Genomic DNA, 21,896 nt, shown 5'->3' on the forward strand with positions numbered 1-21,896 from the left:
CGTGGACGCCCTGGTGCGTACGGTGCGGATATGACGAAGCACTTCGCCCCGGGCGAACCGCGAGAGTCCGACATCAGCCTGGCCCAGCTGCGCGGCGACTGCGCGCGGATGGCACCCCATTGGGTGGTCCCCGCTGCCGACGCACCCCCGCCCGTGTCACCGTCCCTCATCCATGGTGTCGTCGTACCCGCCGCATCCGCGCGGCTGGTGGACTCGATGTCCGAGTACGGCGACTGGAGCGTGTCGGGGAAGTAGCACCGCCCGCCCGCAGAGAGCGGGCGGGACTTTCTCCATACGCCCTTGCGGCGCAACCGAGGCGCGCCTGAGGCGCACGAAGGGAACCGCGCGCTCCCCCGCTCCGTCCCACTCATGCCCCCTGCAAAAGGGGTCACGAGACAAGGAGCGATGCGGTGAGCAGCACCCAGAACACGCAGGAAAGCCCCCGCCGCCGGCGTTCCCCGCTCGCCGTCGCCTCGGTGGCGGCGGCGGTGCTGGTCGCGGGCGGTGGCGGTGCGTACTTCGCGACCGCCGGCTTCGGCGGCAGCGGCAGTGGCGACGCGGACACCGAGAGCGGTGCACCGCGCGGCGACGGCAATCCGCCTCCGCTCGCCCTCGACGGCCGCACGGGGAGCGGTGGCCCCGGCAGCATCGCGCCCGGTGAGCCCGACCCCAATGGCGGTGTCGTCTACCGGGCTGAAGGCAAGCTGCCCGAGGGTCCGGACAAGGCTGCCGTGCACCGTACGAAGGGCGCTGTCACCGAGGCCGAGGTGATCGCGCTGGCGAAGACGCTCGGGATCCCGGGCACTCCGCGGCTGGTCGGCACGGCCTGGAAGATCGGGGCCGACAAGGACGGCACGGGGCCCATGCTCCAGGTCAACAAGCAGGCGCCCGGCACCTGGACGTTCGCCCGGTTCGGGGCAGCGCCGCACGGCGACAACTGCCAGAAGGCAGATGTCTGTCGGTCCGGAGCCGGGGCCGCAGCCGGGCGTGGGGCAGGGGCCGGCACGGCCCGTGGGACGGACACGTCGGACCGGGTCCCCGGGGTGAGCGAGGAAGCCGCGAAGAAGGCCGCGGCCCCCGTGTTGAAGGCTCTGGGCCAGAGCGACGCGAAGCTGGACGCACGCCAGGTGATGGGCGCGGTGCGGGTGGTGAACGCCGAGCCGGTGGTCGGCGGACTGCCCACCTACGGCTGGACGACCGGGATCCAGGTCGGCGCGGACGGTCAGGTGGTCGGCGGCAGCGGGCAGCTGAAGAAGCCCGAGAAGAGCCACGAGTATCCCGTGATCTCCGCCGACGAGGCGCTGAAGCAGCTGAACAAGGCGGGTGAGAGCGCCGGCCCGATCGGGATCGGCGGTTGCGCCACGCCGGTGCCGCTGGAGGGCGAGCAGAAGCCCGACGCGCCGTGCGAGCCGAAGAGCGGCAAGGCCGCCGCGCCGGAGCGGCTGACGATCAACAAGGCTGTCTTCGGGCTGGCCGCACAGTACGTGGGCGGTCAGCAGGCACTCGTACCGTCGTGGTTGTTCGAGGTGGAGCCGAAGCGGGGCGCCCAGCCGTTCACCCTCACGCATCCGGCGGTGGCTCCGAAGTTCCTGAAGGGGTCCACCCCGCCGGCCAAGGACATCACGCCGACCGGGCAGCCCGAGGATCCCGCGGCGCCTTCCGAGCGGCGCGTGACGTCGTACAGCGTGGACGGACGGACGCTGAGCCTGACGTTCTGGGGCGGGGCGTGCAGCGACTACGCGGCGAAGGCGAGCGAGAGCGGCGACCGGGTGAAGGTCGCGATCACCGAGAAGAACCCGGACCCGAAGCGGGTCTGCATCATGATCGCCAAGGAGCTGACGGAGAAGGTGACGCTGGACAAGCCGCTGGGCGACCGCAAGGTCGTGGATGCCGACACGGGTGAGGCCGTGCCGCTGAAGAAGTAGCTCCCTGCGCGCACACGACGAAGGCGGCGGTCCCGGAAAGGGACCGCCGCCTTTCGGTCGGCCGGGTTCAGCCGGTCAGCTGAAGGAGTCGCCGCAGGCGCAGGAGCCGGTGGCGTTCGGGTTGTCGATCGTGAAGCCCTGCTTCTCGATGGTGTCGACGAAGTCGATGGAGGCGCCACCCAGGTACGGGGCGCTCATGCGGTCGGTGATGACCTTGACACCGTCGAAGTCCTTGACAACGTCGCCGTCGAGCGAGCGCTCGTCGAAGAACAGCTGGTAACGCAGGCCGGAGCAGCCGCCGGGCTGAACGGCGACGCGCAGCGCGAGATCCTCGCGGCCTTCCTGGTCCAGCAGGGCCTTGACCTTGGCCGCGGCGGCGTCGGACAGGAGGATGCCGTCGTTCACGGTGGTGGTCTCGTCCGATACGGACATCTGCTTCTCTCCCGGGTTGTACGGAGACTGCTTGCCGACGGTTGCAACCGGCGGGGCCGCGGATTCATTCCGGGCCGAGGACATTTCGTTCCCCTTCATGCTCGCACACCGGACCGGCGGGCGGCACTGGCCTGATAACGGGGGGTGCGTCACATCGACACTATGGCCATCGTCAAAGTGACGTGAAGCGGTTATGATAGATAGCGTCAAATAGACGAGAAGGTCTGTCTGCAGAAAAGAAAGGGTGCGTGTCGTGACCACCGCCCAAGCCCGCCCGGAGCTCGACGTCCAGCCGACGCCACTCGCCCTGCTGCTGCTCGGCCGTGAGGCCGACCCCAGGAGCGAGCGCGGCGTGGAGTGCCCCGGTGACCTGCCCTCCCCGTCCGACCCGGACCTGGTGGAGCGCGCCCGCGCCGCCAAGGAGAAGCTCGGGGACAAGGTGTTCGTCCTCGGCCACCACTACCAGCGTGACGAGGTCATCCAGTTCGCCGACGTGACCGGGGACTCCTTCAAGCTGGCCAAGGACGCGGCGGCACGGCCGGAGGCCGAGTACATCGTCTTCTGCGGCGTGCACTTCATGGCCGAGTCTGCGGACATCCTGACCTCGGACGACCAGAGTGTGGTGCTGCCCGACCTGGCCGCCGGCTGCTCGATGGCCGACATGGCCACGGCGGAGCAGGTCGCCGAGTGCTGGGACGTGCTGACCGAGGCGGGAGTCGCCGAGCAGGTCGTGCCCGTCTCGTACATGAACTCCTCCGCCGACATCAAGGCCTTCACCGGCAAGCACGGCGGCACGATCTGCACCTCGTCGAACGCGAAGCGCGCGCTGGACTGGGCCTTCGAGCAGGGCGAGAAGGTGCTCTTCCTTCCCGACCAGCACCTCGGGCGCAACACCGCGGTGCGGGAGATGGGCCTGTCGCTCGACGACTGCGTGCTCTACAACCCGCACAAGCCGAACGGCGGCCTGACCGTCGAGCAGCTGCGCAACGCGAAGATGATCCTGTGGCGCGGCCACTGCTCGGTGCACGGCCGCTTCTCGCTGGACTCGGTCAACGATGTGCGCGAGCGGATCCCGGGCGTGAACGTGCTGGTGCACCCCGAGTGCAAACACGAGGTCGTGGCGGCCGCGGACTACGTCGGCTCGACGGAGTACATCATCAAGACGCTCGAGGCGGCCCCGGCCGGCTCCAAGTGGGCGATCGGCACCGAGCTCAACCTGGTGCGCCGGGTCGCGAACGCGCACCCCGACAAGGAGGTCGTCTTCCTCGACAAGACGGTCTGCTTCTGCTCGACGATGAACCGCATCGACCTGCCGCACCTGGTGTGGACGCTGGAGTCGCTGGCCGAGGGCAACCTGGTCAACCGGATCCAGGTCGACAAGGAGACCGAGAGCTTCGCGAAGCTGGCGCTGGAGCGGATGCTGGCACTGCCGTAGCCACGGCCGTATCCGTACGCACGTGATCCGTACGCAGGTGATCCGTACGCAGGTGATCCGTACGCAGGTGATCCGTACGCAGGTGATCCGTACGCACGTGATCCGTACGCACGTGATCCGTACGCACGTGATCCGTACGCACGTGATCCGTACGCAGGTAAGGGGCGTCCCGCAGTGCGGGGCGCCCCTTACTGCATCCGCAGTGCGCCCGCCGCTCACCGCCCGCAGTGGCTTTCGCTGTGCCCTTCGCAGGGCGAAAAGGTGCCTCTATGGTTTTCGTCAAGCCGTAGCCGCTGTGGGTGGTTGGTAGAAGGTGCCGTCTCGGAGCATGGCGAAGAGGACGTCGATGCGTCGTCGGGCGAGCGCGATGAGGGCGGCGATGTGGTGCTTCCCCTCCCTGCGTTTGCGGTCGTAGTAGGCGCGTGACTCGGGCTGGGAGAGTGAGGCGAACGCGGCGAGGTAGAAGGCTCTCTTGAGCTGTTTGTTGCCTCGCCGGGAGGGGTGTTCGCCGCGGATGGAGGAGCCGGAGTTCCGGGTCACGGGAGCGAGGCCGGCGTAGGCAGCGAGATGGCCGGCGGTGGCGAAGCCGCTGCCGTCTCCGACGTCGACGAGGATGCGGGCCGCGGTCCTGATCCCGATGCCGGGCATCGAGATCAGGACCTGGGAAAGAGGGTGGGCCTCCAGGAGTTCCTCGATCCTCGCGGCGAGGAGTTTGCGCTGGTCAAGAACGGACTGGAGCGAACTCGCAAGGCTGGGGACGATCAGCGCGGCAGCCTCGGTGCCCGGAACGACGACGGTCTGTTCGTCGAGTGCGGTGAAGACGTCCTCGACCAGCCGCTCCGCCATCCGCGGCGCTTTGGGACGTATCAAGGTCACGAGGCGACGGCGTCCGGCTTTGCGGATCTGGGCGGGTGAGCCGAACTGGTCGAGCAGTCTGAGCACGGCCGGGTGCTGGATGCGCGGGCCCAGGACCCGTTCGAGCGACGGGTGGATCTGGGTGAGGAGGCCGCGGAGCCGGTTGGCGATCCGGGTGGACTCGCCCGCGAGATCGTCGTCGAACCCGGCGATCATCGCGAGTTCGGCGACGGTCTCGTCGGCGGGATCGATGGTCCTCAGGGTGTGGGGCATCGCTCTGGCGGCGTCCGCGATGATGAACGCGTCGCGGGCATCGGTCTTGGCCTCACCGGGGTAAAGATCGGCGATCCGTCGCATTGTGAGACCGGGCAGGTAGGCGACCTGGCAGCCCGTGTCCCGCGCGACCGCCAGCGGCAGGGCCCCGATGGAAGCCGGCTGGTCGACGACCACCAGCACCGTGCCGTGCTTGGCCCGGAGCTTGTCGAACAGCTCCCGCAGTTTCGGCTCACTGTTGGGCAGCGGCTTGTCGAACACCTTCTTCCCCGCCCGGCTCACGGCGGTGGCGTGGTGATCGCCCTTGCCGACGTCCAGGCCCAGATAGACGTCGATGCCAGTCTCGTCCGTCATGCCCTTCGCTCCCGTGCTCGCGTCCTCCCCGGCCTCACCTGCGGCATCAGCGTGCCGGCATCCACGTTACGAAGAGACTGCCCAAGGGGCGCTCGTGCCTCTAATCAGCGGTCTGCCAATGCCTCCGGCACCCGGCGACACCACCTTTTCGATCATGTCGACTGGGGGCGCAAGTCATACCGGGGCCGAAGGCCGGGAGCCTCATTGCGAGGCCACGAAGAAGGTAACGGGGTGCCTCCGGCCTCCATGGCCGGGGGCACCCCTCACACGGTGCGCGTCAGACCTTCGCCGGTTCCGGGTCCGGGGACTCGCTCTCCGCCGGCTCGGCAGCCGGGTCCGACTTCGACGCGCGCTTCGCCGCCTTCTTCTTCGCGCGCCGCTCCTTGCGGAGCTCCACCATCGCGTAGAGCGTCGGGACCAGCAGCAGCGTCAGCAGCGTGGAGGTGATCAGGCCACCGATCACCACCACCGCCAGCGGCTTGGCGATGAACCCGCCCTCGCCCGTGACGCCCAGCGCCATCGGGAGCAGCGCGAAGATCGTCGCCAGGGCCGTCATCAGGATCGGACGCAGCCGGTGGCGGCCGCCCTCGATGACCGCTTCCACCACGCCCAGGCCCTGGGCCCGGTACTGGTTGATCAGGTCGATCAGGACGATCGCGTTGGTGACCACGATGCCGATGAGCATCAGCATGCCGATCATCGCCGGTACGCCCAGCGGGGTGCCCGTCGCGATCAGCAGGCCGATCGCGCCCGTCGCCGCGAACGGGATGGAGACCAGCAGGATCAGCGGCTGGATCAGCGACCGGAATGTCGCGACCAGGAGCATGAAGACGATCGCGATCGCCGCCAGCATCGCCAGCCCCAGCGAGGCGAAGGCGTCGTCCTGGTCCTCCGAGACGCCGCCGATGCCGGCGGTCGCGCCCTCGGGAAGGTCCAGGGACTTGAGCTTGCTCTGGAGCGAGGCGCTGACCGCGCCGGTGTTGTCGCCGGTCGGCTTCGCCGAGATCGTCGCGGCCCGTGAGCCGTCGATCCGGGTCATCGAGACCGGGGCGGGGACCAGCTTGACGTCGGCGATGTCGCCGAGCTCGACCGGGCCCAGGGGCAGCGAACGGAGTTCGGCAATCGTCTTCGCCGGATTGGCCGAGGTGATGACGACATCACGCTCGGAGTCGTCCAGGATCGCCTTGCCCGACGGGGTACCGCGCACCGCCTGGCCGACGGCCAGGCCCAGCGTGGTGTCGTTGAAGCCGGCGTCCGCCGCCTTGGCGTTGGCCTTGACCGAGATACGCGGGATGCTCTGCGCCAGGTCGCTCTGGACGTCGGTGACGTCGTCGAGCCCGGCCACCTCGGCCCGTACCGCCTCGGACGCCTTCTTCAGCGTGTCCGGGTCGGACGCCTTGACCACGACGCTCAGGTCCTGGCTGCCGAAGCCGTCGCCCGCCGCGATCGTCGTGTCGCCGATGCCGTCGAGCTTGCCCAGTTCCTCGTCGATGCGGTCACGGGTCTTCTCGTACGACGAGGCGTCCTTCAGGGTCAGCTGGTACGAGGCCTGGTTGGCGCCCGTCCCGCCGCCGAAGGCCGCCATGAAACCGGAGGAGCCGACGGTGACCTGGTAGTCCTTGATCTCGTCGATACCGTCGAGGACCTTCTCGACCTTCTTCGCGGAGGCGTCGGCCGCATCCAGGCTGGTGCCGGGGGCCAGCTCCTGCTTGATGGACATGACCTCCTGCTCGCCCTGGTCGAAGAAGTTGGTCTTCAGCAGCCCGGCCATGCCGAAGGTGCCGAAGAGCACGACGAGCGCGAGGACGACGCTGGTGATGCGGCGACGGGTCGCGAACCGCAGCACGGGGACGTACATCCGCTGGAGCGCGCTGCGCGCTTCCTTCTCCTCCGCCTTGCGCCGGGCCTCGTCCGGGTCGATGCCCCGTACGGCCTTCGGCGCGCGCAGGAACCAGAACGACAGGACCGGGACGACGGTCAGCGACACCAGCAGCGAGGCCAGCAGAGCCGCGGTGATGGTGAGCGAGAAGGAGCCGAAGAGCTCGCCGACCATGCCGCCCACCAGGCCGATGGGCAGGAACACCGCGACAGTGGTCAGCGTCGAGGACGTGACCGCTCCCGCGACCTCCTTCACCGCGGTGATGATCGCGCTCTGCCGCTCCTCGCCGTAGCCGAGGTGCCGCTTGATGTTCTCCAGGACCACGATCGAGTCGTCGACGACGCGGCCGATCGCGATGGTGAGCGCGCCCAGGGTGAGCATGTTGAGCGACAGGTCGCGGGTCCACAGCACGATCAGCGCGAGGACGACCGAGAGCGGGATGGACACCGCCGTGACCAGGGTGGAGCGGATCGAGGCCAGGAAGACCAGGATCACGATGACCGCGAAGAGCAGGCCGAGCGCGCCCTCGGTGGTCAGTCCGGAGATCGACTTGGAGACGGCCGGGCCCTGGTCGGAGACGACGGCCAGCTCGGCGCCGGAGCCCAGGTCCTTGCGCAGCCCGGGCAGCTTGTCGTGCACCGCGTCGGAGATGGCGACGGCACTGCCGTCGTTGTCCATGGTGGCCATGACGGCGAGGCTCGGCTTGCCGTTCGTACGGGTGATGGAGACCCGCTCGGACTCCTCCTGCTTCACCGTGGCGATGTCGCCGAGGCGTACGGGCTTGCCCTTCTCGGGGGACACCCGCAGGTCCTCGATCTGCTTCAGCGTGGTGAAGCCGCCGCCGACCTGTACGGTCCGGCTCTTGCCGTCCTCGGAGAAGGAGCCGGCCGGCATGGTCGCGCCGCCCGACTTCAGCGCCTCGGCGAGCGAGCCGGTGTTCAGGCCGGCCGCCGCGAGCTTCTTGTCATCGGGGGTGACGGAGACCTGGAGATCCTGGACGCCGTCGATGGAGACCTGACCGACGCCGTCGATGTCCTCCAGGGCCGGGACGACGGTGCGCTCCAGCTGGTCGGCGAGGGCCTGCGGGTCCTTGTCGGAGCTGACGGCGAGGACGACGGTCGGCATGTCGTCCGTCGAACCGGCGACGACCTGCGGGTCGACGTTCTCGGGGAGCTGGGCGCGGGCCCGGTTCACGGCCTGCTGCACATCGGCGACGACCTGCTTGGAGCCGTCTCCGTACTCGAAGCTGGCCATGATCACGGCGTTGCCCTCGCTCGCCGTGGAGGTGATGCCCTTGACGCCGTCGACGGCCTTGATGGTGCTCTCGAGCGGTTCGACGACCTGCTTCTCGACCACGTCCGGGGATGCGCCCTGGTAGGGGGCCAGCACCGAGACCATCGGGAGTTCGATGGAGGGCAGCAGCTGCTGCTTGAGCTGAGGGATGGCGATCGCTCCGAAGGCGATCGCGACGATCGACATCAGACCTATCAGGGCCCGTTGCGACAGGCTGAATCTGGACAGCCAGGACATGGGGTCTCTCTTCTGTGGCTTACGCGGCGGAGGGCGTGGTCAGGTGCCCGCGCTTATACGATCAGCCATGCGGGTGGGGTGATCCGTCGACCGCAGGTCGGTTTCCTTATCCCGCGCATACCGCAGCTGGAGTACGCCGAGGCGTGAGTTCACTCCACCCTTGGACGTACCAGGCCCGATTCGTACGCAATGACAACCAATTGCGCGCGGTCGCGAGCACCGAGTTTCGCCATCGCCCGGTTCACATGGGTCTTGACGGTGAGCGGGCTGACCTCGAGACGCTCCGCGATCTCGTCGTTGGAGTGGCCGCCGCCGACCAGGACGAGGACTTCGCGCTCGCGTACGGTGAGCGCGGCGAGCCGCTCGGAGTACGCCTTCGACTCCCGCTCGTCGTCCGAACCACCGCCCTGCGCAAGGAATTTGGCGATAAGCCCCTTGGTCGCGACCGGGGACAGCAGCGCATCCCCCGCGGCGGCAATACGGATGGCATTGAGCAGTTCGTCCGGTTCCGCACCCTTTCCGAGGAAACCCGAGGCGCCGGCCCTCAGCGACTGCACGACGTACTCGTCCACCTCGAAGGTGGTGAGCATGACGACGCGTACGTTGGCGAGTTCGGGGTCCTGGCTGATCATGCGGGTTGCGGCGAGTCCGTCCGTACCGGGCATCCGGATGTCCATCAGAACGACATCGGCCTTGACGGAACGGGCGAGGGCGACCGCCTCGGCGCCGTCCGCGGCCTCCCCGACGACGTCCATGTCCGGTTCGGAGTCCACCAGCACCCGGAACGCGCTGCGCAGCAGCGCCTGGTCGTCGGCGAGCAGCACCCTGATCGTCATCTGTCCTCCCCCGTGCGGGTCTTGAGGGGCAGTATCGCCTGCACGCGGAAGCCGCCGCCGTAGCGGGGGCCCGCGACGAGGGTGCCGCCCAGTGCGGTGACGCGCTCGCGCATACCGAGCAGACCGTGGCCTCCACCGTCCTGGGGGCCTTCGGTCCCCGCACCGTTGTCCAGCACGGTGACCTCCACGGTCGTGCCCACCCGCACCACGCTCACCTCGGCCTTCGCGTCCGCGCCCGCATGCTTGCGCACATTGGTCAGCGCCTCCTGGATGATCCGGTAGGCGGCGAGGTCGACGGCCGCGGGCAGCCGTATGCCGTCGTCGGCACGGGCCACCTCGACCGGCAGACCGGCCTGGCGGAAGGTGGTGACCAGCCCGTCGAGGACATCGAGTCCCGGGGCCGGTTCGGTGGGGGCCTCCGGGTCGCCGGTCTGGCGGAGCAGACCGACCGTGGCCCGCAGTTCATTGAGCGCGGAGCGGCTGGCCTCCCGCACATGGGCGAGGGCTTCTTTGGCCTGGTCGGGCCGTTTGTCCATGATGTGCGCGGCGACGCCCGCCTGCACGTTGACCAGAGCGATGTGGTGAGCGACCACATCGTGGAGGTCGCGGGCGATGCGCAGCCGCTCCTCGGCGACGCGGCGGCGCGCCTCTTCCTCGCGGGTGCGCTCGGCGCGCTCGGCCCGCTCCTGGATGGCGTCGACGAAGGCGCGACGGCTGCGTACGGCATCCCCCGCCGCCCCCGCCATTCCGGTCCAGGCGAAGATGCCGAGGTTCTCCTGGGTGTACCAGGGGGTCGAGCCGAAGAACATGGCGGTGCCGGTCAGCACCGCCATGGTCAGCAGGCCGACCCGCCAGGTGGTGGGGCGGTCGGTGCGGGAGGCGACCGTATAGAGCGCGATCACCGCGCCCATGGCGACCGGGGCGGCCGGGTCGCCCGCGATGAGCTCGACGACGGAGACCGCGCCGGTGAAGACGAGCACGGCCATCGGGTTGCGGCGGCGGAAGACGAGGGCGCCGGCGACCAGGACCATCAGCACGACGCTGCGCAGCTCGGGGGTACGGCCGCCGAACTCCGGCCCGTGCGGTCCGTTCGGGTCGGCGAAGGAGCCGGTGATCATGCAGGCCAGTACGCCCGCGGCCAGCGCGCCGTCGAAGGCCAGCGGGTGCGCGCGCAGCCAGCGCTGGGAGCGGGCGAACCCGGTGGCGAGTGAGGTCACGTCAAGCAACGTTACGGCGTGTCGCGACGACGGTGTACGCCCGGGAGAAGGGCGGATGAGGGCGGATGCCGGAGCGGGGGCGGAGTGGGCGGAGTGGGCGGAGCAGGAGACGGAACGGAAACAGGAGTGCCCCGCTCCGAATGATCCGGAGCGGGGCACTTCAGCTGTTGGAGTGCGCGTGGATGCGCGCGCGTGCGAGTGGAGTGCGATCGCGGCGCGAGCGGTCAGCCGGGAATGAGACCGTCGTCGCCGAGCATCTCCCGTACGTCCTCGAGAGTCGCGTCCGGAGCCGGAAGGATCAGCTCGGACGGCTCCAGGGAGTCGTCCGGCAGTGGTTCGCCGAGCTCGCGGACCCGTCCCAGGAGGGCATGGAAGGTCCGGCGGAAGCCCGGCCCGTCCCCGCTCTCCATCTCGGCCAGCAGCTCGTTGTCGAGCTTGTTGAGTTCGGCGAAGTGGCTGTCCGCCAGCTCCAGCTGACCCTCCCCCATGATCCGTACGATCATGACGAGTCCCTACTGCTTGTCGAACTTGTGCGGGGTGTTCTGCTGCTGTGCGGCGTCCTGCTGGCCCGCTGCGCCGCCCTCGATCGCCTGCTTGGAGCTCGAGCCGCCCGCGAGCTCGGCCTTCATCCGCTGCAGTTCCAGCTCTACATCAGTACCACCGGAGATGCGGTCCAGCTCGGCGGCGATGTCGTCCTTCGCCATTCCGGACTGGTCGTCCAGGGCGCCGGAGGCGAGCAGCTCGTCGATCGCACCGGCCCGCGCCTGGAGCTGTGCGGTCTTGTCCTCGGCCCGCTGGATCGCCAGGCCGACGTCGCCCATCTCCTCGGAGATGCCGGAGAAGGCCTCACCGATCCGGGTCTGCGCCTGGGCCGCCGTGTAGGTGGCCTTGATCGTCTCCTTCTTCGTACGGAAGGCGTCGACCTTGGCCTGCAGCCGCTGCGCCGCGAGAGTGAGCTTCTCCTCCTCGCCCTGCAGCGTCGTGTGCTGCGTCTCCAGGTCACTGACCTGCTGCTGGAGCGAGGCGCGACGGGACAGCGCCTCGCGCGCCAGGTCCTCGCGGCCCAGTGCCAGCGCCTTGCGGCCCTGGTCCTCCAGCTTGGACGACTGGCCCTGCAGCTGGTTCAGCTGCAGCTCGAGCCGCTTGCGGGAAGTCGCCACATCGGCGACTCCGCGGCGCACCTTCTGAAGCAGCTCCAGCTGCTTCTGGTACGAGTAATCGAGGGTCTCGCGCGGATCCTCGGCCCTGTCAAGGGCCTTGTTTGCCTTCGCGCGGAAGATCATCCCCATACGCTTCATGACACCGCTCATGGGCTTCGCGCGCCCCCTTCTGACGGACTCAGCTTCAGCACTCCAACAGAACCCACAGTACGGGCCCTGCATCCATTACCGCACTGTTCCAGTGCGGATGCGCTCCTCCCCAAGGACGACTGCGTACGGCTCCGATCCGGCGCAAGGAGTAGGTGGCCATCAGGGAAACCACGGGCAACGTCCGCTCTGTCCGGCTTGCGGCCGTCTCCTGTCCCCTGAAGACGCAGGCCGTTGCGGGATCGTTCCCGGCCGGGGTGGGGTCCGTGCGCTCCACCCCGTACCCTTGGGCTTTGTGTTCCGTAGCCGTTCCAAGGAAGAGAAGGCCGCCCCCACCGACAAGGTGACGCCGGACCTCTCCAAGCAGCCCCGCGACCCCGAGGCCCCCAAGGGCCGCCCGACGCCCAAGCGCAGTGAGGCACAGGGCCAGCGACGCCGTGCCTCCAGCGGGCCGGTCGACCGCAAGGAGGCGATGAAGCGCCAGCGGGAGGCCCGCCGTTCGGACCTGGCCAAGCAGCGCGAGGCCCTCGCCAGCGGCGACGAGCGTTACCTGCCGGCCCGTGACAAGGGACCGGTCCGGCGCTTCGTCCGCGACTACGTCGACTCGCGCTTCTGCATCGCCGAGTTCTTCCTGCCGCTCGCCGTGGTGATCCTGGTGCTGAGCATGGTCAGGGTCGGCTCGCTGCAGAACATCGCGCTGCTGCTCTGGCTCGGCGTCATCGTCATGATCGTCATTGACTCGATCGGGCTGGCGATGCGGCTGAAGAAGCAGCTGCGCGAGCGCTTCCCGAACGAGCCGAAGCGCGGTGCCGTCGCCTACGGCCTGATGCGTACTCTCCAGATGCGCCGACTGCGCCTGCCCAAGCCGCAGGTCAAGCGCGGAGAGCGGCCCTGAGCACGGAGGTCTCCGGCCTCGCAGACGCACCGGCCGACTGGCCGGCCGGGCTCGGTGGGCTGCGCAACACCGTCCGCCAGGAGCTTGTCGCCCGTCAGCTCGACGAGCAGATAGCCGCCCGCTACCCCGTGGGGCAGCGGCTGCGGATCCTCGACGTCGGCATGGGCCAGGGCACCCAGGCGCTGCGGCTGGCGCGGGCCGGGCACGCGGTGACCGGCATCGAGGCCGATCACGAGATGCTCACGGCGGCCCGTGAGTCGCTGGCCGGCGAGCCGGCCGGGATCCGCGAGCGGGTCCGGCTGATCGAGGGCGACGGCCGGGACACCGGGGTGCACTTCCTGCCCGGCAGCTTCGACGTGGTGCTCTGCCACGGGGTCCTGATGTACGTCCAGGAGCCGGACGGGCTGCTCGCCGGCCTGGCCAGGATGCTGGCGCCGGGCGGCCTGCTCTCGCTGCTCGTGCGCAACGCGGACGCGCTGGCCATGCGGCCGGGGCTGGCCGGGGACTGGCAGGCTGCGCTGACCGCCTTCGACACCGACACGTACGCCGACCGGCTCGGGCTTCCGGTGCGCGCGGACCGTCTGGAGGCCCTGACGGCGACGCTGGCGGGGATCGCCGCGCCGCTGCACGCCTGGTACGGGGTGCGGGTCTTCACCGACAACGTCGCCCACGACAGCGAACTGCCGGCCGGTGAGCTGGAGCGGCTGCTGGCGGCGGAGGATCGCGCGGGCCGCACGGAGCCGTACCGCGGTGTCGCGACGCTGCTGCACCTGTGTGGCGTACGCGGCTGAATTCACCGTCCCCCGGCTCAGGTATGCCGGGGGCTTTCGCGTCCTCACTGAAGTGACAACTTCAGAAACCGCCGCTGAAACGACCCCCAAGCTCTCCGCCCGTGAGACCTGGCGGGCCCTGTACGTGCACTTCCGCCCGCACCGCTGGGTCGTGGCGCTGGGCGCGTTCTTCACCCTGATCGGCGCCGCGACCGGGCTGGCGCAGCCGCTGGCCGCCAAGACCCTGGTCGACCGGCTCGGCGAGGACGCCTCGATCGCCGGGATCCTGGTGCTGCTCACCGCGCTGGTGGTGCTCGGCACGGCGATCGAGTCGGTCGGCGCGTACGTCCTGGAGCGCACCGCCGAGTCCGTGGTGCTCGCCGCCCGGCGCACCCTGATCGGGCGCCTGCTGCGGCTGAGGCTGCCGGAGGTCGAACGGACCCAGCCGGGCGATCTGATGTCCCGGGTCACCTCGGACACGACGCTGCTGCGCGCGGTCACCACCCAGTCGATCGTCTCCGCCGCGACCGGCGGGCTCGCCTTCCTCGCGACCATCGTGATGATGGGCCTGATGGACGCGGTGCTGCTGGGCGTGACGCTGGGGGTGATCGTGCTGATCGGCGGCGCGGTCGGGCTGGTGATGCCGAAGATCGCGCAGGCGACGCGGCGTGCGCAGGAGGCGGTCGGGGAGATCTCCACCGTGCTGGAACGGGCCTTCGGAGCCTTCCGTACGCTCAAGGCCTCGGGCGCCGAGGAGCGCGAGACGGCGGTCATCGAGAAGGCGGCGCAGGAGGCCTGGCGGCACGGCGTACGGTCCGCGAAGTGGCAGTCGGTGGCCTGGTCCTCGGTGGGGCTCGCCGTACAGGTGTCCTTCCTGGCAGTGCTGGGGATCGGCGGCGCTCGGGTCGCATCCGGCGCGATTTCCATCTCCACGCTCGTCGCCTTCCTGCTCTATCTCTTCTTCCTGATCGACCCGGTGTCACGGCTGGTGGAAGCGGCTTCGCAGTACCAGGTGGGCTCGGCGGCGATCGCGCGGATCGTGGAGGCGGAGCGCCTGGAGACGGAGGAACTGACCGCTCCGGCGGGGGCCGCCGGCACGGGGCCGGCCGACGTGATCTTCAAGGACGTCACCTTCCGCTACCGGGAGGACCTCCCGTACGTGCATCACGGCGTCTCCTTCGAGGTCCCCGGGGCCGGGATGACGGCGTTCGTCGGGCCTTCGGGCGCGGGCAAGACGACGATCTTCGGCCTGATCGAGCGGTTCTACGAGGCGGACGGCGGCCGGATCACCATCGACGGCACGGACATACGCGAGTGGCCGCTGGCCGATCTGCGGGCCGCGATCGGCTATGTCGAGCAGGACGCTCCGGTGCTGGCGGGGACGCTGCGCGAGAACCTGGTCTTCGCCGCGCCGGACGCGAGCGAGGAGCAGATCCGGGAGGTGCTCGTGCGGGCCAGGCTGGACTCGCTCGTTGAGCGGCTGCCGGACGGGCTGGAGACGGTGGTCGGGCACCGCGGCTCCAAGCTCTCGGGCGGCGAGCGGCAGCGGGTGGCGATCGCGCGGGCGCTGCTGCGCCGGCCCCGGCTGCTGCTCCTGGACGAGGCGACCTCGCAGCTCGACGCGGTCAACGAGATGGCACTGCGCGACGTGGTGACGGAGGTGTCGCGCGAGGTGACCGTGCTGGTGGTGGCGCACCGGCTGTCGACGGTGACGCTGGCGGACCGGATCGTGGTGATGGACGCGGGGAAGGTGCGGGCGGTGGGGACGCACAGTGAGCTGGTGGCGGCGGATCCGCTGTACGGGGAGCTGGCGGCCACTCAGTTCCTGGCGTCGGCGCCGGGGTCAGCCTGATCGGCGGATGCCGGCGGCCGGGCCCCGGGGAGTGAGGTGTGGGGTACGAGGTACCCCACACCCCCGGCGAACGCGCCGGCTGCCCGCCGCGGGACGCCGCACCGACCGGGGCTCCGCCCTGGACCCCCGAGGCCGAAGGGTGGGGGCACGAGGTACCCCCACCGCCGGCGAACGGCGGCCGCTTCGCGCCGCCGCATGGTGCGCGGATCTGAGCCCCGTTCGGAGCTGAGCCCCGTTCGGAGCCGAGCCTCAAGGCTTTCCCGCGACCCACCCGTCCCTACGACTCGTTCGCGTGCAGGCTCATCGGGCCGTAGATCTTTGTTCCGTCCTCCGACAGCACCACTTGGTCCGCGCCCCCCTCCGCGAGGTCCTTCCAGACCTCACCGATCCAGGACTCCGCGTCCCCCTGCGTGGTGAACTCCTCCGGCTGCACCGCCGGCTGGACCTCCGTCCCGTCGGACTTTTCGAACCGCCACGTCCACGCCATGTCCGCCTCCCAGGTCCCACCCGCTGATCTGTTTGCTGCCCGCAGCGTAGCCGGGCGCGCACGCCCCGCGGTGACGCGGGAGGATCGTGAGCGTGGAACTCACTCTGCTCGGCACCGGCGCCCCCGCCGGACTCCCCCGCCCCGACTGTCCCTGTGCCGTCTGCGCCACCGCCCGCGGGCCCCTGGCGCGGGCCGCGACCGCGCTGCTCGTGGACGGGGCGCTGCTGCTCGATCTCACTCCCGGAGCCGCCCTCGCCGCCGCGCGGTCCGGGCATTCCCTCGTCGGCGTACGGCAGGTTCTGCTGACGCATCCGCACAACGGGCCCGCCGTGGATCTGCCCGCCGGGCTGCCCGCGGCCGGGCGGGTGCCGGACGGGCGGGAGCTGACCCTGATCAGCGGGCACCGGGTGCGGGCCGTGCCGATGGACAACCCCGGGACGGGGTACGAGGTGATCTCCCCGGAGGGCGAGCGGCTCCTCTATCTGCCCCCCGGCGGATCGCCCGCCGGCCTCGCGGAGGGGCTGGCGGCATACGGCATGGTCGTCGCCGATGTCATCGGGCGCCCCGACGCCGTGGCCCGGCTGCGTGCCGCGGGGGCGATCGGGTCCACGACCGATGTCATCGCCGTGCATATCGACCACGACGTGCCGGGCGGCGACGAGCTGACCCGCCGGCTCGCGGCGGCGGGCGCGCGGACCGTGCCGGACGGGACGACCCTGATCGTCGGTGAGTACCACGCCGTACCGGATGTCCCGCGCCGCACCCTGGTGACCGGCGGCGCCCGCTCGGGCAAGTCGCTGGAGGCCGAGCGGCGGCTGGAGACCTTCGCCGACGTGCTGTACGTCGCGACGAGCGGCCGTCGCGAGGGGGACACCGAGTGGGCGGCCCGGGTCTCGCAGCACCGTGAGCGCCGGCCCAACTCGTGGCGTACCACCGAGACCTGTGATCTCGTGCCGCTGCTGGCCGAGGACGGGCCGCCGATGCTGATCGACTGCCTCTCGCTCTGGCTCACCGACGCGATGGACGAGGTGGGCGCATGGGACGACACGACGTGGGCGGCGGACGGCGAGCGTGCGCTGCGCGAGCGGGTCGCCGAACTGATCGCGGCGGTGCGGCAGACCTCGCGAACGGTCGTCGCGGTGACGAACGAGGTCGGCAGCGGCGTGGTGCCCGCCACCGCCTCGGGCCGGCGCTTCCGTGACGAACTGGGCCGTCTCAACGCCGCCTTCGCCGCGGAGTGCGAGCACGTCCTGCTGGTCGTCGCGGGCCAGGTGCTCCCCCTGCGCGGCTGACCACCCCCTCGACAAGACCGCCAGGACCGCCAGGACCGCTGGGACGCCCGCCCGTGCCCCGGCCCCTCGCGAGGAAAACCACCCGCCGGACAGCAACCACCGAGCCCCCGACCCACGCCCACCACAAGACCGGGTGACTGTACTGTTCGGCGAATGAGCAGGCTGAATCTCGATGACTTCTCCGACCTGATCGAGCGCCCCGACAGCGGCATGCGGCGTGACGCCGAGGAACGCCGCGAGCGGCTGATGGTCCCGCCCGGCGCTCTCGGCCGTCTCGACGAGCTGAGCGAGTGGCTCTCCGCCGCGCAGGCCTCCGTGCCGGTCAAGGCCATCGACCAGCCTCGTGTCGTCCTGTTCGCCGGCGACCACGGCGTCGCCGAACTGGGCGTCTCCGGCCGGGAGTCCGGCACCGCGCACCAGTTGGTGCGTGCCGTTCTGGAGGGCGCCAGCCCCGTTGCCGTGCTTGCCCGCCGTATGGGCGTGCCGGTACGGAGCGTCGACGCCGGACTGGACTGCGACCCGGAGCTGCTGCCCGCCGAGGTCGTACGCCACCGGGTGCGGCGCGGCAGCGGCCGGATCGACGTCGAGGACGCCCTGACGGTGGAGGAGGCCGAACAGGCCGTACGCCTGGGTATGGCGATCGCCGACGAGGAGGCGGACTCCGGCACGGACCTGGTCGTCCTCGGTGATCTGAGCGTCGGCGGCACGACGCCCGCAGCGACCCTGATCGCCGCTCTGTGCGGCACGGACGCCTCGGTGGTGACCGGCCGCGGCGGCGCGAACATCGACGATCTGGCCTGGATGCGCAAGTGCGCGGCGATCCGGGACGCGCTGCGGCGGGCCCGCCCGGTGCTCGGCGACCAGTTGGAGCTGCTGGCGGCGGTCGGTGGCGCGGATCTGGCGGCGATGACCGGCTTCCTGCTGCAGAGCGCCGTACGCCGGATGCCGGTGATCCTGGACGGGGTCGTCTCCGCGGCATGTGCGCTGGTGGCGCAGCGGGCCGCGTTCCGCGCGCCGGACTGGTGGCTCGCCGGTCAGGTCAGCGGCGAGCCGGCCCAGACGAAGGCGCTGGACCGGATGGCGCTCAACCCGCTGCTCGATCACGGCGTCACTGTGGGGGAAGGAACCGGGGCATTGCTCGCACTCCCCCTCGTACAGGCATCGGCCGCCCTCGCGGCCGAACTGCCGGAGCGTACGCAGCCGGTGGGAGCGACACGGACTGACGCGTCGGGAGGCGGCAGCCACTGACCGGGCGGCCGTACCGCCCGCCACCATGACATGCGATGCCCCATATCATCGCTTTTCATGGGAGAGGTCCGTTTGTCCACCGAAGAGGCGAACCCTCGTACGAGCGCGAGTACGAGCCCGAGCCTGAGCCCGAGTACGAGCCGGAGCACGCGCAGGCACACCGTCCGCTCCCGGCGCAGTGCGGCGTTCGCCGTCTGGTACCTGCGGGCCGTGACGTTCCTCAACTTCCTGAGCGCCGTGTGGGTCTCCTTCGGCCAGGACCTGCGCCGGCACAACACCGACACCTACTTCACGCCGTACCTGCTCACCGCGGGCTTCGCCTCGGGTGCCTTCACCCTCTTCCTGGCGATCACCATGCGCCGCCGCAAGCGGGCCGCGTGGATCCTCAACCTCGTACTCAGCGGCCTCCTCCTGCTGCTGTTCGCCTTCGCCATGCTCTTCCCCGAGATCCGGCAGCACGCGCAGAACTGGGTCTCGCTCGCCCTGACCGCCGCCTTCGTGCTCGCGCTGGTCCTCGGCCGGCGGGAGTTCTACGCGACGGGCGACCGCTCCAACCCGAAACTGGCCGCGGCCGTCGCGGCGGGCGGACTGCTGCTCACCTCGCTGCTCGCCGCCCTGCTCGTCACCGTCACCAACACCGCGACCGGGGCGTCCACCTTCCTGGAGCGCTGGCGGTACGGCGTGATGCGGCTGGTGTCCCTCGCCGCCGACGACTCCCGCTTCGCCGACATCAGCACACCGGGCTGGGTCGACGTCACCATCAACGTCCTGTCCACTCTGCTGCTGCTCGCCGTGCTGTACGCGGCCTTCCGCTCCCGCCGGGCCGTCGACGCGCTCACCGAGGACGACGAAACCAGGCTGCGCGCCCTGCTGGAGCGGCACGGCGACCGGGACTCGCTCGGCTATTTCGCGCTGCGCCGCGAGAAGAGCGTCGTCTGGTCGCCGACCGGGAAGGCCGCCGTCGCCTACCGGGTGGTGGGCGGCGTCTCGCTCGCGTCCGGCGACCCGATCGGCGATCCGGAGGCCTGGCCCGGCGCCATCGACCCCTGGCTGGCCCAGGCCCGCGAACACGGCTGGATCCCGGCGGTGATGGGGGCGAGCGAGGAGGCCGGCACCATCTACGCGCGGCACGGCATGGACGCCCTGGAACTGGGCGACGAGGCGATCGTCGACACTGCCGAGTTCTCGCTGGAGGGGCGCGCGATGCGGACCGTGCGCCAGGCCTGCAACCGGGTCGCGCGCGCCGGGTACCAGGTGCGCATCCGCCGCCACGAGGACATTCCGGCCGAGGAGATGGCCACCTTGCTGGAACGCGCCGACGACTGGCGCGACGGGGCCACCGAGCGCGGCTTCTCGATGGCGCTGGGGCGGCTCGGCGATCCGGCGGACGGCCGCTGTGTGATGCTCGAATGCACCGACGGCGAGGGTGCGTTGCGGGCGGTGCTGAGCTTTGTGCCGTGGGGGCCCCAGGGGCTCTCGCTCGATCTGATGCGGCGTGACCGGGATTCCGGGAACGGCCTGATGGAGTTCATGGTCATCGAGCTCCTGCAGCGCGCGAAAGAGATCGGGATCACGCAGGTGTCGTTGAACTTCGCGATGTTCAGATCGGTCTTCGAACGCGGCGCGAAGCTCGGGGCCGGACCCGTGCTGAGGCTGTGGCGCTCGCTCCTCAGCTTCTTCTCCCGCTGGTGGCAGATCGAGTCCCTCTACCGCGCCAACGCAAAGTACCGACCAATCTGGGAGCCACGTTTCATGCTCTTCGAAAAGAGCGCCGACCTGTTGCGGATCGGCCTCGCCGCCGGACGCGCCGAGGGGTTCCTGGAGGCCCCGGGTCTGCCCAAGTGGATGCATCGCCGACACCTGGAGACCAAGCGGTGAACACGGTGCGCGCGTTCGCGCGCCGCGAGTGGGGGCCGCTGTACACGACCCTGCGCACGGCACTCGTCGCCGAGAAGTGGCGGGCGATCCCGCTGACGCTCGTGGCGGTCTGTCTCACCGCTCTCTTCCAGGCCGTACAGAACCAGTCCTGGGGCTACGACCCGGTCCGCGTCATAGGCTTCGTACGGGCCGAGGATCCGCTGTGGCTCGCCCTGGTGCGCACCCCGCTGTCGCTGTTCGTGCCGGCGCTGGACCTGCCGGTGTGGGGCGCGCTGGCACAGGTCCTGCTGGTGTTCGCCATCGCGGAGATCGCGCTGGGCCGGGCGCGGACGCTGGTGATCGCGTACATCTCGACGCTGGCCGGGACGATGTACGCACGGATCGGCATCGCGCTCGGCCCGGACAGCCTCTTCGGTCTGCCCGCTTCCGACGCGCGGATCGTCGACACGGGCCCGTCGGCGGCGGTCGTCGGCCTGGCGGTCTATGTCTGCTGGCGTTACCGGGCCCGGTTCACCGGAGTGCTGGTGATCGTCGCGATGATCGTCGAGATTCTCATCAAGAACAATCTCGCCGGCAAGGAGCATCTGGCGGCGATCACCGCGGTGCTGGTGCTGATCGCGGTCGAGGCGCTGTGGCAGCGGCGGCGCCGGCGTCAGTGTTTCTTGCGGACCGGCAGCCGGTCGGGGGCGCCGCCGATCCACTCCTGAAACCTGCGCCAGGAGCCTGTCCAGCGGCGGTCGTGGTGGTAGGCGCGCAGCGCGACCCTGGCGCGGGTCTTCGGGCGGTTGCGGTAGAAGCGGCCGGCCCACAGGGATCCGGGTTTGGCCAGCCGCAGTGCGCCGACGATCGCCACGAAGGGGAGCAGGGTGCCGATCAGCGCCAGGCGCAGCTTTCCCTTGAGGAGGGTGAGGAGGACGAAGAGGAAGTTGACCGCGAGCGTGGAGATGACCACGCCGCGGTTCTGCCGCTCCTCACCCGTCAGCTCGTTCACCCCCAACGGCGAGAAGCCGCCGAGAGTCAGCATCACCAGGGCCGCCGTGAGGACGACCATCTCCACGCTCTGGCGGCCCTGCTCGGTCCAGTAGACGTCGTCGAGATGGAGGATCAGCGCGAACTCGTCGAGGACGAGGCCCGCGCCGATTCCGAAGAGGATCGCGCAGACCGCCGCGGCGGGGCCGTGCCGGCCGCTGCCGACGGCTCCGAAGCCGCCGATCACGGTCAGGATGACGCCGGGGACCACATGGTGGATGTGCACCCCGCCGGAGGAGACATTGCCGAAGGGCCCCTTCCCCGCCCTGATGAGCCGGGTGATGGAACGGGTGATCAGAAAGGTCAGTACGAAGGAGGACAGCGCAAGCAGCAGCGGGAGTTTCCCCGGCTCGACAAAGTTACGGTTGAACCAGTCACCCATGCCACCCGCTCCTGATTTGC

19 protein-coding genes are annotated in these 21,896 nt (G+C 70.2%); 10 read left to right on the forward strand and 9 right to left on the reverse strand.

Going from position 1 to position 21,896, the window contains the following annotated elements; all coding sequences use genetic code 11:
• Positions 1-30 precede the first annotated feature (30 nt).
• Both OG883_RS22160 and OG883_RS22165 read left to right on the forward strand, forming a co-directional pair.
• A complete protein-coding gene (locus OG883_RS22160) occupies positions 31-255 on the forward strand; it encodes a hypothetical protein (RefSeq protein WP_266543521.1) in 225 nt (74 codons plus the stop codon).
• A 155-nt stretch (positions 256-410) separates the two neighbouring features.
• Complete coding sequence (locus OG883_RS22165; protein ID WP_266543524.1) at positions 411-1,925, forward strand: hypothetical protein; 1,515 nt, start codon at positions 411-413, stop codon at positions 1,923-1,925.
• Between the two features lie 75 nt (positions 1,926-2,000).
• Here the strand turns inward: OG883_RS22165 and OG883_RS22170 are convergent, their stop codons facing one another.
• The gene (locus OG883_RS22170; protein WP_266549324.1) at positions 2,001-2,357 is read right to left on the reverse strand and encodes an iron-sulfur cluster assembly accessory protein; all 357 of its coding nucleotides are present in this window, start codon (positions 2,355-2,357) and stop codon (positions 2,001-2,003) included.
• 244 nt (positions 2,358-2,601) lie between these two features.
• On the opposite strand from OG883_RS22170, the gene nadA reads away from it, so the two are divergent.
• A complete protein-coding gene (gene nadA, locus OG883_RS22175; RefSeq protein ID WP_266543527.1) occupies positions 2,602-3,792 on the forward strand; it encodes a quinolinate synthase NadA in 1,191 nt (396 codons plus the stop codon).
• A 279-nt stretch (positions 3,793-4,071) separates the two neighbouring features.
• On the opposite strand, the gene OG883_RS22180 is transcribed toward nadA, so the two are convergent.
• The 6 genes from OG883_RS22180 to OG883_RS22205 form a co-directional block, all read right to left on the reverse strand.
• On the reverse strand, positions 4,072-5,274 hold the full coding sequence (locus OG883_RS22180; RefSeq protein ID WP_266537911.1) for an IS110 family transposase: 1,203 nt from the start codon (positions 5,272-5,274) through the stop codon (positions 4,072-4,074).
• Positions 5,275-5,551: 277 nt separating this feature from the next.
• Positions 5,552-8,683: an efflux RND transporter permease subunit gene (locus OG883_RS22185; RefSeq protein ID WP_266543530.1), complete on the reverse strand. Its 3,132-nt coding sequence runs from the start codon at positions 8,681-8,683 to the stop codon at positions 5,552-5,554.
• A 149-nt stretch (positions 8,684-8,832) separates the two neighbouring features.
• Complete coding sequence (locus OG883_RS22190) at positions 8,833-9,519, reverse strand: response regulator transcription factor (protein ID WP_266543532.1); 687 nt, start codon at positions 9,517-9,519, stop codon at positions 8,833-8,835.
• Positions 9,516-10,736 carry a sensor histidine kinase gene (locus OG883_RS22195; protein WP_266543535.1) on the reverse strand — a complete coding sequence of 407 codons (1,221 nt, stop codon included), beginning with the start codon at positions 10,734-10,736 and terminating at the stop codon, positions 9,516-9,518. Before OG883_RS22195 ends, OG883_RS22190 begins: the two co-directional genes overlap by 4 nt.
• A gap of 224 nt (positions 10,737-10,960) precedes the next feature.
• Positions 10,961-11,239, reverse strand: a complete 279-nt coding sequence (locus tag OG883_RS22200; protein WP_266543538.1) for a hypothetical protein — start codon at positions 11,237-11,239, stop codon at positions 10,961-10,963.
• 9 nt (positions 11,240-11,248) lie between these two features.
• Positions 11,249-12,046: a PspA/IM30 family protein gene (locus OG883_RS22205; protein WP_266543541.1), complete on the reverse strand. Its 798-nt coding sequence runs from the start codon at positions 12,044-12,046 to the stop codon at positions 11,249-11,251.
• 292 nt (positions 12,047-12,338) lie between these two features.
• Between OG883_RS22205 and OG883_RS22210 the strand changes: the two genes are divergently transcribed.
• From OG883_RS22210 to OG883_RS22220, 3 genes are read left to right on the forward strand one after another with little or no spacing between them, the layout of a single operon-like run.
• Positions 12,339-12,938 (forward strand): DUF3043 domain-containing protein, encoded by a 600-nt coding sequence (locus OG883_RS22210; protein WP_266543544.1) that lies wholly within the window; start codon positions 12,339-12,341, stop codon positions 12,936-12,938.
• 59 nt (positions 12,939-12,997) lie between these two features.
• Positions 12,998-13,729 carry a bifunctional 2-polyprenyl-6-hydroxyphenol methylase/3-demethylubiquinol 3-O-methyltransferase UbiG gene (locus OG883_RS22215; protein WP_266549327.1) on the forward strand — a complete coding sequence of 244 codons (732 nt, stop codon included), beginning with the start codon at positions 12,998-13,000 and terminating at the stop codon, positions 13,727-13,729.
• Positions 13,730-13,781: 52 nt separating this feature from the next.
• Positions 13,782-15,560: an ABC transporter ATP-binding protein gene (locus OG883_RS22220; RefSeq protein WP_266543546.1), complete on the forward strand. Its 1,779-nt coding sequence runs from the start codon at positions 13,782-13,784 to the stop codon at positions 15,558-15,560.
• 277 nt (positions 15,561-15,837) lie between these two features.
• On the opposite strand, the gene OG883_RS22225 is transcribed toward OG883_RS22220, so the two are convergent.
• Positions 15,838-16,047: a hypothetical protein gene (locus tag OG883_RS22225; protein ID WP_266543549.1), complete on the reverse strand. Its 210-nt coding sequence runs from the start codon at positions 16,045-16,047 to the stop codon at positions 15,838-15,840.
• 92 nt (positions 16,048-16,139) lie between these two features.
• Between OG883_RS22225 and OG883_RS22230 the strand changes: the two genes are divergently transcribed.
• The 4 genes from OG883_RS22230 to OG883_RS22245 all read left to right on the forward strand — a co-directional run bounded on the left by OG883_RS22230 (position 16,140) and on the right by OG883_RS22245 (position 21,172).
• Positions 16,140-17,339 carry a bifunctional adenosylcobinamide kinase/adenosylcobinamide-phosphate guanylyltransferase gene (locus OG883_RS22230; protein ID WP_266543551.1) on the forward strand — a complete coding sequence of 400 codons (1,200 nt, stop codon included), beginning with the start codon at positions 16,140-16,142 and terminating at the stop codon, positions 17,337-17,339.
• A 162-nt stretch (positions 17,340-17,501) separates the two neighbouring features.
• Positions 17,502-18,587, forward strand: a complete 1,086-nt coding sequence (gene cobT / locus OG883_RS22235; RefSeq protein WP_266549330.1) for a nicotinate-nucleotide--dimethylbenzimidazole phosphoribosyltransferase — start codon at positions 17,502-17,504, stop codon at positions 18,585-18,587.
• 57 nt (positions 18,588-18,644) lie between these two features.
• Positions 18,645-20,465, forward strand: coding sequence for a phosphatidylglycerol lysyltransferase domain-containing protein (locus tag OG883_RS22240; RefSeq protein WP_266543554.1), 1,821 nt, complete (start codon positions 18,645-18,647; stop codon positions 20,463-20,465).
• Positions 20,462-21,172, forward strand: coding sequence for a hypothetical protein (locus OG883_RS22245; protein WP_266543557.1), 711 nt, complete (start codon positions 20,462-20,464; stop codon positions 21,170-21,172). Before OG883_RS22240 ends, OG883_RS22245 begins: the two co-directional genes overlap by 4 nt.
• Here the strand turns inward: OG883_RS22245 and OG883_RS22250 are convergent.
• The gene (locus tag OG883_RS22250; protein WP_266543560.1) at positions 21,118-21,876 is read right to left on the reverse strand and encodes a hypothetical protein; all 759 of its coding nucleotides are present in this window, start codon (positions 21,874-21,876) and stop codon (positions 21,118-21,120) included. The genes OG883_RS22245 and OG883_RS22250 overlap by 55 nt on opposite strands.
• Positions 21,877-21,896 lie beyond the last annotated feature (20 nt).

Origin of the sequence: Streptomyces sp. NBC_01142 (assembly GCF_026341125.1) — a bacterium.
Classification (GTDB): Bacteria; Actinomycetota; Actinomycetes; order Streptomycetales; family Streptomycetaceae; genus Streptomyces.